General features: G+C 72.3%; 15 protein-coding genes. 9 read left to right on the forward strand and 6 right to left on the reverse strand.

Going from position 1 to position 15,816, the window contains the following annotated elements:
- Positions 1 to 136 precede the first annotated feature (136 nt).
- The 6 genes from OG774_RS19900 (at position 137) to OG774_RS19925 (ending at position 5,908) form a co-directional block, all read left to right on the forward strand.
- Positions 137 to 1,123 carry an IclR family transcriptional regulator gene (locus OG774_RS19900; protein WP_328303590.1) on the forward strand — a complete coding sequence of 329 codons (987 nt, stop codon included), beginning with the start codon at positions 137 to 139 and terminating at the stop codon, positions 1,121 to 1,123.
- Positions 1,120 to 1,806, forward strand: a complete 687-nt coding sequence (locus OG774_RS19905) for an ABC transporter permease (RefSeq protein WP_328303592.1) — start codon at positions 1,120 to 1,122, stop codon at positions 1,804 to 1,806. Before OG774_RS19900 ends, OG774_RS19905 begins: the two co-directional genes overlap by 4 nt.
- A gap of 55 nt (positions 1,807 to 1,861) precedes the next feature.
- On the forward strand, positions 1,862 to 2,920 hold the full coding sequence (locus OG774_RS19910; protein WP_328311048.1) for an ABC transporter ATP-binding protein: 1,059 nt from the start codon (positions 1,862 to 1,864) through the stop codon (positions 2,918 to 2,920).
- Positions 2,917 to 3,729, forward strand: coding sequence for an ABC transporter permease (locus OG774_RS19915; protein ID WP_328303595.1), 813 nt, complete (start codon positions 2,917 to 2,919; stop codon positions 3,727 to 3,729). The genes OG774_RS19910 and OG774_RS19915 overlap by 4 nt, the downstream gene beginning before the upstream one ends.
- A gap of 80 nt (positions 3,730 to 3,809) precedes the next feature.
- Positions 3,810 to 4,832 (forward strand): glycine betaine ABC transporter substrate-binding protein, encoded by a 1,023-nt coding sequence (locus OG774_RS19920; protein ID WP_328303597.1) that lies wholly within the window; start codon positions 3,810 to 3,812, stop codon positions 4,830 to 4,832.
- 116 nt (positions 4,833 to 4,948) lie between these two features.
- Positions 4,949 to 5,908, forward strand: coding sequence for a glycine betaine ABC transporter substrate-binding protein (locus OG774_RS19925; protein WP_328303599.1), 960 nt, complete (start codon positions 4,949 to 4,951; stop codon positions 5,906 to 5,908).
- 10 nt (positions 5,909 to 5,918) lie between these two features.
- Here OG774_RS19925 and OG774_RS19930 read toward each other — a convergent pair whose 3' ends face one another.
- Complete coding sequence (locus OG774_RS19930) at positions 5,919 to 6,611, reverse strand: NAD(P)H-binding protein (protein WP_328303601.1); 693 nt, start codon at positions 6,609 to 6,611, stop codon at positions 5,919 to 5,921.
- Between the two features lie 169 nt (positions 6,612 to 6,780).
- On the opposite strand from OG774_RS19930, the gene OG774_RS19935 reads away from it, so the two are divergent.
- The gene (locus OG774_RS19935) at positions 6,781 to 7,848 is read left to right on the forward strand and encodes an amidohydrolase family protein (protein ID WP_328303603.1); all 1,068 of its coding nucleotides are present in this window, start codon (positions 6,781 to 6,783) and stop codon (positions 7,846 to 7,848) included.
- The gene (locus tag OG774_RS19940) at positions 7,845 to 8,588 is read left to right on the forward strand and encodes a metal-sulfur cluster assembly factor (protein WP_328303605.1); all 744 of its coding nucleotides are present in this window, start codon (positions 7,845 to 7,847) and stop codon (positions 8,586 to 8,588) included. Before OG774_RS19935 ends, OG774_RS19940 begins: the two co-directional genes overlap by 4 nt.
- Positions 8,589 to 8,723: 135 nt before the next feature.
- Here OG774_RS19940 and OG774_RS19945 read toward each other — a convergent pair whose 3' ends face one another.
- The 4 genes from OG774_RS19945 to OG774_RS19960 form a co-directional block, all read right to left on the reverse strand.
- Entirely contained in the window at positions 8,724 to 9,704 is a 981-nt protein-coding gene (locus tag OG774_RS19945) for a hypothetical protein (protein WP_328303607.1), read from the reverse strand.
- Between the two features lie 200 nt (positions 9,705 to 9,904).
- On the reverse strand, positions 9,905 to 11,032 hold the full coding sequence (locus OG774_RS19950; protein WP_274196848.1) for a 5-methyltetrahydropteroyltriglutamate--homocysteine S-methyltransferase: 1,128 nt from the start codon (positions 11,030 to 11,032) through the stop codon (positions 9,905 to 9,907).
- A gap of 10 nt (positions 11,033 to 11,042) precedes the next feature.
- Entirely contained in the window at positions 11,043 to 11,876 is an 834-nt protein-coding gene (locus OG774_RS19955) for an IclR family transcriptional regulator (protein ID WP_328303610.1), read from the reverse strand.
- A 16-nt stretch (positions 11,877 to 11,892) separates the two neighbouring features.
- A complete protein-coding gene (locus OG774_RS19960) occupies positions 11,893 to 12,882 on the reverse strand; it encodes an aldo/keto reductase (protein WP_328303612.1) in 990 nt (329 codons plus the stop codon).
- Positions 12,883 to 13,015: 133 nt separating this feature from the next.
- On the opposite strand from OG774_RS19960, the gene OG774_RS19965 reads away from it, so the two are divergent.
- On the forward strand, positions 13,016 to 15,373 hold the full coding sequence (locus OG774_RS19965) for a glycoside hydrolase family 65 protein (protein ID WP_328303614.1): 2,358 nt from the start codon (positions 13,016 to 13,018) through the stop codon (positions 15,371 to 15,373).
- A gap of 10 nt (positions 15,374 to 15,383) precedes the next feature.
- On the opposite strand, the gene OG774_RS19970 is transcribed toward OG774_RS19965, so the two are convergent.
- Entirely contained in the window at positions 15,384 to 15,755 is a 372-nt protein-coding gene (locus OG774_RS19970; protein ID WP_328303616.1) for a hypothetical protein, read from the reverse strand.
- Positions 15,756 to 15,816: the final 61 nt, after the last annotated feature.

A 15,816-nucleotide genomic window follows, 5' to 3' on the forward strand; every position in this document is an offset into this window, starting at 1 on the left:
GACGTACGGGGTGACAACCTCCGCCTGACGCGCCTACTGTCCCCGCAGCCGTTGTCGCAAGGACAACGCCCGTTGCCGCAGACGCCCCGAGTGAGGGGCGTCACCCAGGTCGGCGTGGAGGGGAGGAAGGCGGTCGATGAGCCCACGCGCGCGCACCGGTGGGCCCGACGCCCCGGCCCCGCGGTCGCCCGCGACCTCCCTCGCCCCCAACGCAGGCTCCGGCGCCCCGCACGGGCGCCGCAACCGCGACGAGGCCGGCGGGCCCGTGCACCGCGCGCTCGACGTGCTCGACCTCCTGGGGGCGCCCGGTGGGCCGTCCTCGCTCGGTGTCGTCGAGATCGCCCGCCAGCTCGGCCGGGACAAGTCCCAGGTCTCGCGCCTGCTCAAGGTCCTGGCCGACGCCGGCTACGTCGACCGCGAGCCGGGTTCGTTGCGCTACCGCATCGGCACGCGCCTGTTCGCCATCGGCGCCACCGCGGTCGACCGCCGTCTGCGCGACGAGGCCGACGCGGCGGTCGCCCGCGAGGCCGCCCTGCTCGGTGAGCGCATCGACGTCGGCATCCGCAGCGGTGGCAGCGTGATGACCATCAGCACGGCCGCGCCGGACAGCGAGCTGCGGGCCTCGGGCTGGGTGGGACGCACCGCCCCGTTGTCGTGCACCGCCACCGGTCGTGTGCTGCTGTTCGACCTGGACACCGCCGCCATCGCCCGCGTGATCGTGCCCGAGGGCCTCGGGCCTGCCGGTCCGGCCGCCCCGCGCTCGCTGGACGAGCTCGTGTCGCGGGTGGTCGACGAACGGCGGCGCGGGTGGTCCACCGCCCGCAACGAGACCGACCGCGGCCTGCTCGCCGTCGGCGCCCCGGTGCGGGACAGCGGCGGGACGGTGGTCGCCGCGCTGGGCGTCAGCGGCCCCGAGTCGCGCGTGGATCCCGTGTTCGACGAGGTCCGCGCCGCCGTCCTGCGCGCCGCGGCCGATCTGTCCCGAGCGCTCGGCGCCGGTTCCGGTTCCGGTTCCGGTTCCGGGGGACTCGCCGGCGCCCGGGCCGGTCCACCGCCCGCACCGGCCACCGATGGCGTGTCCTCCCTGTCCACTCCCCCTGCTCCCGAGAGAGGAGCGTCGTGAACTTCCTGAACTACCTGACCAGCAACGCGCAGCAGATCATCTTCCTGACCCAGGCCCACTTCCTGGTCGTCCTCATCGCGGTCGGCGTCGGCTCGCTGATCAGCGTCGTGCTGGGTCTGGCGGTGTCCACCGGCGAGCCGGACCCGCCCCGCTACTCGGTCGACTGGTTCGCGGCCGGCGTGCGTGAGGGCGGGCTGGTCTTCACGGCGGCGCTGCTCACGGTGCCCTCGCTGGCGCTGTTCGCGCTGTTCCTGCCGATCACCGGGCTCGGCGTGAGCACGGCGATCATCGTGCTGATCATCTACACGCTCTACACCGTCCTGCGGAACACCGTGGCCGGCCTGACCACCGTCGACCGGGCCGTGCTCGAGTCGGCCCGCGGGCTCGGCTACGGCCGCCTGCGGCGGCTGCTCACGATCCAGCTGCCGCTGGCGTGGCCGGTCATCCTCAACGGCATCCGCGTCACCACGCTGATCTCGATCTCGATCGCCGTCGTCGGCGCCGTCGTCCAGGGCCCCGGCCTGGGCATCCTGCTCCTCAACGGGATCTCCCGCATCGGTGCGTCGAACTCCTTCTACCAGGTGCTCGCCGGCACGCTGCTGTGCCTCGTCGTCGCCGCCGTCTTCGAGATCTTCTTCGCCATCGTCCAGCGCCTGACCATCCCCAGGGGGATCCGTGTCTGACACCGCAGACCAGACCACGTCCGTCCCGGAGCCCGGCGCCGGACAGACCGACACGATCGTCCTCGAGGGCGTCGAGAAGATCTACCCGGGCAGCACCCAGCCCGCGGTGAGCCAGCTCGACATGCGGATCCCCAAGGGCGAGATCGTCATGCTCATCGGCCCCTCGGGCTGCGGCAAGACGACCACGCTCAAGATGATCAACCGGCTCATCGAGCCGACCGCGGGACGCATCCTGCTCAACGACAAGGACGTCACCCACGTCAACGGCGACCTCCTGCGCCGCGAGATCGGCTACGTCATCCAGCAGGGCGGTCTCTTCCCGCACTTCTCCATCGCCGACAACATCGGCGTCGTCCCGAAGATGCTCGGCTGGGACAAGCAGCGGATCCGGCAGCGGGCCGACGAGCTGCTCCACCTCGTCGGGCTCGAGCCCTCGACGTTCCGCGACCGCTACCCGCGCCAGCTCTCCGGCGGCCAGCAGCAGCGTGTCGGCGTCGCCCGGGCCCTGGCCGCGGACCCGCCCGTCATGCTCATGGACGAGCCGTTCGGCGCCATCGACCCGATCACGCGCGACCGCCTCCAGGACGAGTTCCTGGAGATCCAGCGCACCGTCGGCAAGACCATCGCCTTCGTCACCCACGACCTCCAGGAGGCCGTGAAGCTCGGCGACAAGATCGCGGTGTTCGCCACCGGCAAGCTGGAGCAGTACGACGAGCCCGAGACGATCCTGACCCGCCCGGCGAACGACTTCGTGTCGGACTTCGTCGGCGGCGGCGCGGCGGTCCGGCGGCTGAGCCTCCTGGACCTCTCCCGCCTCGAGCTGCACCCCATCGAGACCGACGAGCGCGCCGTGGGCAACCAGAACGGCACCCCGGTGGCCGAGGTCGACGGCTCCGGCAAGCCGGTGTCCTGGCGGCACCTGCCCGGCGCCGAGGCCGGGGGCACCCCGCTGGTGACGGTGCCGCTGTCCGGCACGGTCTACGACGCCGTCGACGTCATGCTCGACGGCTCCGCCTCGCTGGTGGCCGTGGTCGACGAGGAGGGCCGCGCCGCGGGCGTCCTGCACTGGAACGACCTCGTCAGCGGCCTGCGGACCCGGAAGGGTGACGCATGAGCACCGCGACCACCGAGACCGTCGACACCCAGTCCGACCTCGCCGTCGAGGAGGAGGAGAAGAAGCAGGGCCGCGTCGCGTCCCTGTGGCTGCAGCACTACGACCTGGTGATCCTCCCGGGGATCATCGTGGTGCTGCTGCTCGCGCTGCTCCTCTACATCGGCACCCGCGACCTCGACACCATCGAGCAGCGCGTGCTCGCGCCCGACAACCTCGCCTCGCTCCTCGGGCAGCACCTCTGGCTCGCCGCGCTGTCGACGATCCTCGTGCTGATCATCGCCGTGCCCCTGGGCATCCTGCTCAGCCGGCGGGCCGCCCGCCGCGTCCAGGGCCCGGTGCTCGCCATCGGCGGGTTCGCCCAGGCCCTGCCGCCGTTCGGCGTGCTGCTGCTCATGGCGTTCGCGTTCAACTTCGGCGTCACCACCGCGGTCATCGGTCTGACCCTGGCCGCCCTGCTGCCCGTGCTCCGCAACACGGTCATCGGTCTGCAGCAGGTCGACCAGTCGCTGATCGAGGCGGCCCGCGGCATGGGCATGTCGTCGCGGCAGACCCTGTTCCGCGTCGAGGTCCCGCTCGCGGTCCCGGTCATCGTCGCCGGACTGCGCGTGGCGCTCGTGCTCAACGTCGGGACGGCGACCCTGGCCAGCTACATCGGTGCGGGTGGGCTCGGCGAGCTCGTCCAGCAGGCGCTGCGGCTCAACCGCATCAACGTCCTGCTCGTGGCCGGGGCGATCATCGCCACGGTCGCCCTGCTCATCGACTGGCTCGCCGGCGTCGCCGAACGGATCGTCGTCACCCGGTCCGGCTGACCGGCCCGGTCCCCAGAGTTTTCTCGGCCGTCCGCCCCGCACGCGAGGCCCGGCCAACCCCGGAGGATAAGGAGATCACTGTGCGGTGGACATTCCGCGGCGACCGCTCCGGTCGTCGTTCCGGATGGCGGGCGGGCGCGGTCACGCTCGCCGCCACGGCCCTGCTGGCCGCCGGCTGCGGCGGCCTCTCGGGCTCGGGCCAGCCCCAGGCGCAGGGCGGCAGCCTCGCGGCCAGCGGCATCAACCTCGCCGGCCAGACCTACACGGTCGGCGGCAAGGAGTTCGACGAGCAGCTCGTGCTCTGCAAGATGACGATCGCATCGCTGCAGTCGGTGGGCGCCACGGTCAACGACCGCTGCAACATCACCGGTACCGCGTCGACGCGCGCCGCCCTCACCAGCGGCCAGATCGACATGTACTGGGAGTACACCGGTACCGGCTGGATCACCCACCTCAAGAACGCCAGCCCGATCCCGGAGTCGCAGGCGCAGTACGTCGCCGTCCGTGACGCCGACGTCGCGCAGAACCAGATCGTCTGGCTGCCGCCGTCGCCGTTCAACAACACCTACGGCCTCGCGGTCACCCAGGCGTTCGCGCAGCAGAACAACCTGCGCACGCTCACCGACTGGGGCAACTTCGTCAACAGCGGCAACCCGGCCGCCACCACCTGCGTCGAGGCCGAGTTCGCCGGCCGCGACGACGGTCTGGCCGGGCTGTTCCGGACCTACGGCGTCACCAACCCGCCGTCCGGTCCGCCCGGGCTGAACACCCTGGACACGGGGGCCATCTACCAGGCCACCGCCAACGGCAACCCGTGCAACTTCGGCGAGGTCTTCACCACCGACGGCCGCATCCCCGGCCTGAACCTGGTGACGCTCCAGGACGACAAGAACTACTTCCCGAAGTACAACGCGTCGCCGACCATCCGCAAGGAGGTCTTCGACCGGAACCCGAGCGTCCAGCGGGTGTTCGACGAGATCACCCCGCGTCTGACCGACCCGGTGATGCTCGACCTCAACGGCCAGGTGTCCTCGCAGGGGCAGGACCCCCAGCAGGTCGCCACGCGCTGGCTGCAGCAGCAGGGATTCATCGGCGGCCAGTGAGCCCCTGGTGAGTTTCTGACGGTGTGACGGCGACGGCCGGCCGCGGGTCCTCGACCCCGGCCGGCCGTCGTCGTCCGACCCCTCCCCGACCACCCTCGCGATCGGACCCCACACCCGTGCCCCGACTGCGGCCCGCCCTGGTCCTGCTCACCACCCTCGTCGCGGTGCTCGCGCTCGCCGGCTGCTCGAGCAGCGAGCGGCTCACCCCGCCCGGGAGCCTCGCCCGCGAGCTCGACCTCACGGGGCAGACGCTGACGGTGGGCGGCAAGGAGTTCGCCGAGCAGCTCGTGCTGTGCAAGATGACGATCGCCCTGCTCCAGTCGACCGGGGCGACCGTCGTCGACAGGTGCGACACGAAGGGCTCGGCCAACGTGCGCGCCGCCCTGAGCAGCGGCCAGATCGACATGTACTGGGAGTACACGGGCACGGCCTGGCGGACCTATCTCTCCCAGGAGTCGACGATCGCCGACCCCCGGGTCCTCTACGACGCCGTGCGCGCCGCCGACGCCGGCAACCAGATCACCTGGCTCGACCCCACCCCGTTCAACAACACCTACGCCGTCGGCGTGCGCACCGACGTCGCGCAGCGCCTGCGGGTGCGCACCATCTCCGGCTTCGCCGCGCTCGTGCGCGCCGGCTCGCCCGAGGCCACGCTCTGCGTCGACCAGGAGTTCACGGGCCGCGAGGACGGCCTGCAGGGGCTCCTCGCGACCTACGACATCACGCTCGGCGACCGGGCCCTCGACACCCGCGAGATCGAGCAGATCTACGGCGCCGTCGCCACCCAGAACCCCTGCACGTTCGGCGAGGTGTTCGCCACCGACGGGCGGCTCAACCCGCTGCGGCTCTCGACGCTGGTCGACGACCGCGGGTACTTCCTGCCCTACAACGCGGCACTGACCGTGCGCAGCGACGTGATGGCCCGCGCCCCCCGCCTGGCCCTGCTCGGGCGGATGGTGGCGCCGACGCTCACCGAGCAGGTGATGCGCGGGCTCAACGAGCGCGTCTCCGCAGGCGGCCGCAGCCCGGACGAGGTGGCGCGGTCGTTCCTGCGCGAGCAGGGGCTCATCGGTTAGTCGGCCGGCGTCAGCGCGGGGCGTTCGCGCCGACCAGCGCGGCGACGGCCTGGGCCGGCGGGACGGTGCCGCCGATGAGCTCGAGCACGGTGCCGGCGGAGTCGGGGGCGTCGAGCAGTGCGAGGAGGACGGCGGCGACGTCGTCGCGGGTCACCTCGCCGTACCCGACGGGCGGCTGGGAGCCCGCGGGCCCGAGGCGCACCAGGCCGGTGCCCGGGTCGTCGGTGAGCCTGCCGGGCCGCAGGATCGTCAGGGCGAGGTCGTCCCTGGCGCGCAGCGCGTCCTCGGCGGCCTTCTTCGCCCGCAGGTAGTAGCCCCAGATCGAGTCGTCCTCGTCCTCGGTGGGCACCGCGTCGAGGCCCATGGCCGACACCAGCAGGTAGCGCCGGACGCCCGCGGCGGCCGCGGCGTCGGCGAGGAGCAGGGCGGCGTCGCGGTCGACGGTCTCCTTGCGCTCGGCGGTGCTGCCCGGGCCGGCGCCCGCGGCGAAGACGACGGCGTCCGCGCCGGTCAGGTGGCCCGCGAGCTCGCCCGAGCCGATCGCCTCGAGGTCGGCGACCACGGGGTCGGCGCCCGCCTCGCGGACGTCGTCGGCCTGGTCCGGGTCGCGGATCAGTGCGGTCGTCGCGTCCCCCCGGGCGGCCGCCCGCCGCTCGAGCCGCAGGGCGATCTTGCCGTGTCCGCCGGCGATGACGATGCGCATCTCCCGACCCTAACGCGGCCGTCGGGGTGTCGCCGATGTCCGTTTCGGCGGTGGATGGAATCCGTGCTCTTGCCCGTACCCGAACCATGACGTCTGATGTGGGCCGCCGTGTCCACCACCACGTTTCGCGTCCGGACCTCTCGTCCGCGCGCACCAGGAGGCTGCCGCCGTGTACGAGAAGAACGGTGAGAAGTACTTCGTCGTCGACTCCCACATGCATTTCTGGGACGCCTCGCCCGAGAACTGGGTCCAGGGCGCCGAGCAGTACGCCAAGGGCTGGATCGAGTGCTTCCACGCCTACCAGTCGCTGGGGCCGGCCGAGACCCACCAGTCGATCGAGGAGTTCCAGAAGGTCTCCGAAGAGCAGCTGATGCGCGAGGAGTTCGAGGAGGGCCACGTCGACGTGGCCATCCTGCAGTCGACCTACCTGCGCGAGTGGTACAAGGACGGCTTCAACACCGCGGCCCAGAACGGCCACCTCGTCGAGCAGCACCCCGACAAGTTCATCGTGAACTGCCGGTTCGACCCGCGCGACGGCGACGCCGGCATGCGCGAGTTCGAGGCCGAGGTCGAGAAGTGGCACCCCAAGGGCATCAAGCTCTACACCGCCGAGTGGAACGGTGACTCGCGCGGCTTCAAGCTCTCCGACCCGGAGTGCTACCGCTTCCTCGAGCGGGCCCAGGAGCTGGGCATCAAGAACGTCCACGTGCACAAGGGCCCGACGATCTGGCCCCTGGACAAGGACGCGTTCGACGTCTCCGACGTCGACCACGCGGCCACCGACTTCCAGGGCCTGAACTTCATCATCGAGCACGTGGGCCTGCCGCGCATCGAGGACTTCTGCTTCATGGCGACGCAGGAGCCCAACGTCTACGCGGGGCTCTCCGTGGTCACCGGCGGCCTCATGCACGCCCGCCCGCGGTTCTTCGCTAAGGTCATGGGCGAGCTGCTGTTCTGGGTCGGCGAGGACAAGATGACCTTCGGCTCGGACTACAACATCTGGACCCCGCAGTGGCAGGTCGAGGGCCTCGTGGACTGGGACTTCCCCGAGGGCCACGACTTCGACGACTACCCGCGCTTGGGCGTCGACGGCAAGAAGAAGATCCTCGGCCTGAACGCGGCGAAGCTCTACGACATCGACGTGCCCGCCGAGTTCCAGCTGTCCTCGGACACCAGCGCGCCGGCGTCGTCGGACGACGCCGAGCTGGTGGAGGACCGGGCGGTGGCTCAGGCATGACGGTGCTCTCCGACGCCCGCACCTCCGGCTCCAACGAGGCCGAGGCATCGGCCGCCACGGGCACGGCGGCGCGGGTGTGGGAGGCGCTGCGCACCGTGCGCGACCCCGAGCTGGACACCGACGTCGTCTCCCTGGACTTCGTCGGGTCCTGCTCGGTGTCCGACGACGGGGTCGCGCACGTGTCGCTGCGCCTGCCCACCTACTTCTGCGCCCCGAACTTCGCGTTCCTCATGGTCGCCGACGCCCACGACGCGGTGTCGGCGGCGGAGGGGGTCGCCCGGGCCGACGTGGTCCTCGCCGACCACTTCGCCTCCGACGCGATCAACTCCGGCGTGGCCGCCCGCGCGGGCTTCGTGTCCTCGATGGCGGGTACGGAGGTCGGCGAGGCCGTCTCCGAGCTCGACGACCTGCGGCGCACGTTCACCGAGCGCGCGCTCATGGCGGGCACGGACCTCGTCGTCCGGCCCCTCATGCGGGAGGGCGCGACGCCCGACGACGTCGCGGCCATGACGCTCGGCGACGCCCCCGCCTCCGACGACCTCTCGCGGCTACGGAAGCGTCGCCGGGAGCTGGGGATCCCGTCGGACGACGGCGACCCCCTGGTCGTCGACCCCTCGGGCGCAGGAGTCGGCGTCGAGGCCCTGCCCCTGCACCTGCGCAAGGCGCGCAGCTACCAGGTGGGCGTCGACGCGAACACCAGCATCTGCCGCGGCCAGCTCGCGGCGCGCTACGGCGTCTGACGGTTCGAACACCCGGCGCGCCCGTCCTCCCCGGAGGGCGGGCGCGCTGTTGCGTTTTCCTGGTTGCAGCGAACGCGCTGTTCGCCGCTTCTATGCGCGCGAACTCCCCGTTCGTGCGACCGACGTCGACCGAACTCACACGGTGGCGCGGGCTCGCTTCAGGAGGCGGCGACGACCCGGAGATCGGGACACGGCCGCGCGGCGGCAAGACGATAAGAGCCCCAGAGCTCCTCGACGACCGCCGGTCGCTCCGTCAGCAAACCGCCGCGGCCGGGTGTGGACGACCGGGATGCCGAAGCTCTGGATCCTCGCCCGCCGGCGCAGGGTCGCGTCCCAGTCGGCGAGCAGGAAGTGGTGCTTGTAGGAGTCGATCTCCCAGGCGAGCCCGACGTCGGGGAAGTAGGCGTCCGCCTGTGCGATGTACGTCCCGGACGGGTCGTAGAGGCGCGCGTTCCAGAGCACCGGCGGGAGACCGCTGCCGGCGTGGAGGTCGCGTGCCCAGGCCTCCGCCACCGAGCGGACGCCGTCCGCCATCTCCTCGAGAAGGACCTGACGCGGGAGCGCGCTCCCTCGCTGCGATCCCGCCGCGAGCTCGGCGACCAGGCTGGCCACGGTCGTCCGCCCCTTCTGGAGGGGCTCCGCGAGGATGCCGCGCACGGCGTCGCGCCGGTCCTGTCGACGGGCGGTGTCGACGATCGCGCGGTCGAGAGGAGCGAGCGGGAGATCGTCGACCGTGACCGCACCGGGGAGACGTTCGGTCCGCTCGATCTCCACGAAGGCCGACGAAGTGCGCTGACGATTCCGGTCGACGAGCACGAGGATGCGACCTCGGGGCGACGGATCGGTCAACCCGTACCGGCGGAGGGCCTCGCCACCGCTGAGCACGGAGGACGGTCCCGCGTACAGCAGTGCGGCCGCCGCGCGCTGGTCCCTCGTCGGCTCGTCCGGCCCCTCCTTGACCACCCCGCGCAGCACCCGACGCGCGTGACCGGCCTGGACCCTCCGAGCGATCGTGGACGAGGGCATGCCGAGCGCCGTCAGGTCGGCCACCGCCGCGACGCCGAACAGGCCGATGGTCGCAAAGGCGGCAGGGTCGATCCGGGCACGACGAGGCATGCCGCGAGCGTCGCCCGCTCGCGCACGCCGGAGGTAGTGGCGCCGCCGACCCTGTGGACGCGAGCGGACGATGGGGACGGGCGACTGGCGCAATCCGTCGCCCATCCCCCGGCGCGAACGCGGAGTTCGTGCGCATAGAAGCAGCGAACAGCGCGTTCGCTGCACACCACAAGCCCCGCCGAGCCCCGCCGACCGAGCCGTCAGCCCCAGACGTCGCGGGCGACGGAGACGACGAGGTCGAGCTTGGCGCGCTGCTGGTCGGGGGTGAGGTCGTTGCCCTCGACCGTGGAGGAGAAGCCGCACTGGGGCGACAGGCAGAGCTGCTCCAGCGGCACGTACTTCGTCGCCTCCTCGATGCGGCGCTTGAGGGTGTCGGGGTCCTCGAGCTCGCCGGTCTTGGTGGTGACGAGGCCCAGGACCACCTGCTGGTCGCCGCGGGGCAGGAAGCGCAGGGGCGAGAAGTCGCCGGAGCGGGCGTCGTCGTACTCGCAGAAGAAGCCGTCGACCTGCAGCCCGCCGAAGACGGCCTCGGCGACGTGGTCGTAGCCGCCCTCCGCCGCCCAGGACGAGCGGTAGTTGCCGCGGCACATGTGCGTGGTGACGCGCAGGTCCGACGGCCGGTCGCGCAGCACCTCGTTGATCGTGTCCACGTAGCGCTGGTGCATGTGGTCGGCGTCCTCGCCGCGCGCGGCCATCGACTCGCGCTGGGCGGGGTCGTTGAGGTACGCGAGCGAGGTGTCGTCGAGCTGGAGGTACCGCACGCCCGCGGCGTAGAGGCGGGAGACCTCGTCGCGGTAGGCGGCGGCGAGGTCGTTCCAGAAGTCGTCGGGGTCGGAGTACGGCGAGCCCTCGTGCACCGGGGCGCCGCCGAGCCGGTAGTGCAGCATCGACGGCGACGGGATCGTCAGCTTCGGTACGGCCGTGGTCACGGTCGACGCCAGCATCGAGAACGCGTCGCCGAAGATCGTCGTCGACAGCCCGATGCGCTGGTCGATCACCAGGGACATGGCCGCGAACGTCAGGTCGCCGGAGGCGTTGCGGAAGGCCACCTCGACCGACGAGTCCTTCGAGGAGGACACGCCGTCGAGCTGGTAGAGGAAGTCCATGTGCCACGAGCTGCGGCGGAGCTCGCCGTCGGTGGCGGCCTGCAGGCCCACCGACTCCTGCAGGGCGACGGCCTCGCGGATCGCGTCGTCCTCGGCCGCGCGCAGCGCGTCGTCGGAAAGCCGGCCCTCCGCGTGGGCGGTGCGGGCCTGCTTCAGGGCCGGCGGGCGCAGGAGGCTCCCGACGTGGTCGGCACGGAACGGGGCGGTGGTCCGGGCACTCATGCGCGGCAGGTTATCCGCGACGGACGGCTCCCGGACCCCCGTCGTCCCATCCAGTGGAAACGGGATCCCGCAGGGCGACGGTGAGGCGCCGGGCCCCCTCGCGGATCGCGCGCTCGAGGCGGCTCCGGCGGTCGGCGATGCTGCCCGGCCCCCCGGCCGGGACGACGGGCACGGCCACGGCGACGGCCCCGACGAGGGTCGGGACCCCGGACTCGGACATCCGCACGGGCGCCGCCATGCACGCCAGCCGCTCGCGGAACTCGCCCCGGTCGACGGCGAGATCGTTGCGCCGCACGCCGGTGAGCTCGCGCTCGAGCGCGTCCCGTTCGGTCATCGTCCGGTAGGCGTGCGCGGGCAGGCCGTCGCGGTCGAGGATCGCGCGACGGGTCACCTCGTCGACCTCGGCGAGCAGCAGCTTGCCGATCGCCGTGGCGTGCAGGGCGCCGCGCCAGGCCGAGATCACGGGCACCGGGTGGTCGGCGCAGTCGTCGTGGGCGACGACCACCACGTCCCCGTCGCGGAACGCCGCGTACAGCGCGCCCGCCTGGGCCGTGCTGTGCACCTCGCCGAGGATCCCGCCGAGCCCGCGGGGCACGGGCAGCTGGGCGACGAGACGGTCGTGCAGCGCCGGGAGCTTGGGGCCGAGACCGAAGCCGCGCGAGGCCTCCAGCCGGACGAGGTAGCCGTCGGTCACGAGGCTGTCGAGCAGGTGGTAGGTCGTCGAGAGGTTGTACTCGAGGCGCCGGGCGACGGCCTTCGCGCTGATCCCGTCGCCGGCCGCGGCCACGACCTCCAGCACCTGGAGGGCGCGGTGCACCGACGAGAGCGCGCTCACGGTGCTCATGACACCCGAGCGGCGCTCACCCCGCCAGCCGAGTGTCCTCCGACGCCTCGGTGAGGGCCGCCAGCTCGTCGGGGGCGAGCGTCAGTTCGGCCATCGGCAGGATCGTGCCGAGCTGCTCGACGGTGCGGGCGCTCGCGATCGGCGCGGTGACGGTCGGCTGCGCGGCCAGCCACGCCAGCGCGACGGCCGCGAGCGGGACGGCGTGGGCGCCCGCGACCTCGTCGAGCACCTCGAGCACCCGCTCGCCCCGCGCGTCGAGGTAGGCCACCGCGCCGCCGGCGCGCGCCGACGCCATGGGGTCATCGGCGGCAGGCGGCGCCGTGGCCTCGGAGCCGGGCCGGTACTTCCCCGTGAGGAAGCCCTTGGCCAGCGCGAAGTACGGCATGACGCCGAGGTCCGCCGACGAGACGAGCTCGGCCAGCTCGTCCTCGTAGCCCGCGCGCTCGACGAGGTTGTAGTGCGGCTGGAGCGCCACGGGACGCGCGAGCCCGTGCCGCTCGGAGAGCGTCAGCACCGTGGAGAGCCGCTCCGCGGAGTAGTTCGACAGTCCCACGTACCGGATCTTCCCTGCCCGCACGAGCTCGTCGAACGCCCCGAGCGTGTCCTCCACCGGCGTGTCCGGGTCGTCGCGGTGGGCGTAGTACAGGTCGATGTGGTCGGTGCGCAGGCGCCGCAGCGAGTCGTCGCAGGCGGCCCGCAGGTTCTCCGGCGAGAGCCCCGGGCGCTCCGGCCACGAGCCGACCTTGGTGGCGACGACGACCTCGTCGCGCACCCCGCGCTCGGCCATCCAGTCGCCCAGCACCCGCTCCGAGTCGCCGCCGGTGTTGCCCTCGACCCGCCATGTGTACGAGTCGGCGGTGTCCACGAAGTCGCCGCCGGCCGCCCGGTAGGCGTCGAGCACGGCGAACGAGGTCGGCGCGTCCGCCGTCCACCCGAACACGTTGCCGCCGAGGCAGAGGGGGTGGACGTCGAGCTCCGTACGGGGGATCCGGACGCGTGCGGCCATGCGCACCACCGTATTCCCGCCCCCGTCACACGCGCCGACTACGCTCCCGCGCACCCGAGCAGGAGATCGACGACGTCTCCTCGAGGGCGGTCGGGCGCGGACCGCGCGCATCCGGAGTGGACGAGGAGACCCCGTGATCACGAACCCGTTCCGCGTCGACCCCTGGATGATCCACGAAGCGCACGTCGACCTCGACGCGCTGCCCCAGACCGAGTCGCTGTTCGCGCTGGCCAACGGCCACGTCGGGATGCGCGGCAACCTCGACGAGGGGGAGCCGCACGCGATGCCGGGCACCTACCTCAACTCGTTCTTCGAGTCCCGCCCGCTGCCGCACGCCGAGGGCGGCTTCGGGTTCCCCGACGAGGGCCAGACGCTGGTCAACGTCCCCAACGGCAAGCTCATCCGGGTGCTCGTCGACGACGAGCCGCTCGACGTGCGCTACGGCCAGGTGCGCGCGCACAGCCGCACGCTCGACATGCGGGCGGGCACGCTGACCCGCCACGTCGACTGGGTCTCCCCCAACGGCCAGCGGGTGACGGTGACGTCGCAGCGGCTCGTGTCCTTCTCGCAGCGCTCGGTGGCGGCGATCTCCTACGAGGTCGGCGTGCCCGAGGACGCCGGCTCGGACGCGCTGCTGGTCGTCCAGTCCGAGCTCTTCGCGAACGAGCAGATGCCGGTCATCGAGGGCGACCCGCGCGTCGCGGCCGCGCTGCACGACGTCCTGGTGCCCGAGCACCACTCGAACTCCAGCCACGGCGCCCGCATGACCCACCAGACGCGGCGGTCCGAGCTGCGGGTCGGCGCGGCCATGGAGCACCAGGTCTTCGGGCCCGACGACGCCCAGGTCACGAGCTCGTGCTCCAACAACGTCGGGCGCACCACGGTGATCACCCGGCTCAAGCCGGGCGAGACCCTCCGCGTCGTCAAGTACATGGCGTACGGCTGGTCGAGCCAGCGCTCGCAGCCCGCGATCGTCGACCAGGTCGAGGCCGCGCTGGATGCGTCGGTCTACACCGGCTGGGACGGGCTCGTCGCCGCACAGCGCAAGTACCTCGACGCGTTCTGGGACAAGGCCGACCTCGAGATCGACGGCGACCCACGGCTGCAGCAGGCGTTGCGGTTCTGCCTCTTCCAGGTCCTGCAGGCCGGGGCGCGGGCCGAACACCGGGCGATCGGCGCCAAGGGCCTCACCGGGCAGGGCTACGACGGGCACTGCTTCTGGGACGGCGAGACGTTCGTGCTGCCGGTGTTCATGTACACCCAGCCGCGGGCGGCCGCCGACGCGCTGCGCTGGCGCCACAGCACCCTGGACGTCGCCTACGCGCACGCCGAGCACCTGGGCCTCAAGGGCGCGGCGTTCGCCTGGCGGACGATCAACGGCGAGGAGTGTTCGGGCTACTGGCCCGCGGGCACCGCGGCGTTCCACGTCAACGCCGACATCGCCGACGCCGCCATGCGCTACGTCGCGGCGACCGACGACAAGGAGTTCGAGCGCGAGGTCGGCGTCGACCTGCTGGTGGCGACCGCGCGGCTGTTCCGCTCGCTGGGCCACCACGACAGCGACAGCGCGTTCCGCATCGACGGCGTCACCGGCCCCGACGAGTACTCCGCGGTGGCCGACAACAACGTCTACACGAACCTCATGGCGCAGAAGAACCTGCGCGGCGCGGCCGACGCCGCGGTGCGCTGGCCCCGCGAGGCCGAGAGGCTGCACGTGACGCCCGAGGAGATCGCGAGCTGGCGCAGTGCGGCGACCGCGATGGTGATCCCGTTCGACGAGGCCCTCGGCATCCACCAGCAGAGCGAGGGCTTCACCCGCCACGCGGTGTGGGACTTCGAGAACACGCCCGAGGACTCCTACCCCCTGCTGCTCAACTACCCGTACTTCGACCTCTACCGCAAGCAGGTCGTCAAGCAGCCCGACCTGGTCCTCGCCATGGTCCAGTGCCCGGACGCGTTCACGCAGCAGCAGAAGCACGACAACTTCGTCTACTACGAGCGGATCACCGTCCGGGACTCGTCGCTCTCGCCCGGCACGCTCGCCGTGATGGCCGCCGAGACCGGCCACCTCGACCTCGCCTACGACTACCTGTGCGAGTCGGCGCAGATGGACCTCGCCGACCTCGAGCACAACGTCCGCGACGGCGTGCACCTCGCGGCGATGAGCAGCGCCTGGACCGCGGTCGTGCTGGGCCTCGGCGGGATGCGCACCCACGACGGGCGGCTGACGTTCGCACCCCGCCTGCCCGAGGCGCTCTCCGGGCTGCGGTTCCGCATCCAGTGGCGCGGGCGTTCGGTGCACATCGCCGTCGCGGGCGGGGAGACGACCTACACCCTCGAGCACGGCGACGACCTCGATCTCAGCCACCACGACGAGAAGTTCACGCTGAGCGTCGATGGTCCGGTGACCCTCGACGTGCCGCCGGCCCCCGAGACCGGGGACGTCGAGCAGCCGCCCGGCCGGGCGCCGCTGTTCCGGCGCCATTCGTAGATCCGCAGGGTCAGTAGCGCAGGCGGCTCGCCACCGGGATGACCCGGTGGCGCCGCGACGCCCCGCACACGCCGAGCGCGCGCCAGGGCAGGGACGGTCCCGGCGACTGGTAGCGCGAGCGACCGGGGTGCCAGAGCCCGTCGGCACCGCGGTCCCACCGGGCGACGCCCGGCACCTGGCCGAGCACCGTCACGGCCACGACGTCGAGGGGCTCGGGGTCGACGGCGACGTCCCAGCCCTCGCCGCTGACCGGCAGCCCGCAGCGGCAGTGCGTGAGCGTCGCGCGGTGCCCGGTGGCGGTGGTCGTCAGGACCCCGTAGGCGGGCTCGGCGGGCAGGATCCAGGCGTCCCCGCCGGGGAACACGGCGCGTGCCGCGTCCACCGAAGGCTCCACACGACGGTCGGACACCGGGGCCTCCGCGTCACGCATCCGTGGCGTTACA

The organism is Actinomycetospora sp. NBC_00405 (genome assembly GCF_036044095.1).
GTDB classification, from domain to species: Bacteria; Actinomycetota; Actinomycetes; order Mycobacteriales; family Pseudonocardiaceae; genus Actinomycetospora; species Actinomycetospora callitridis.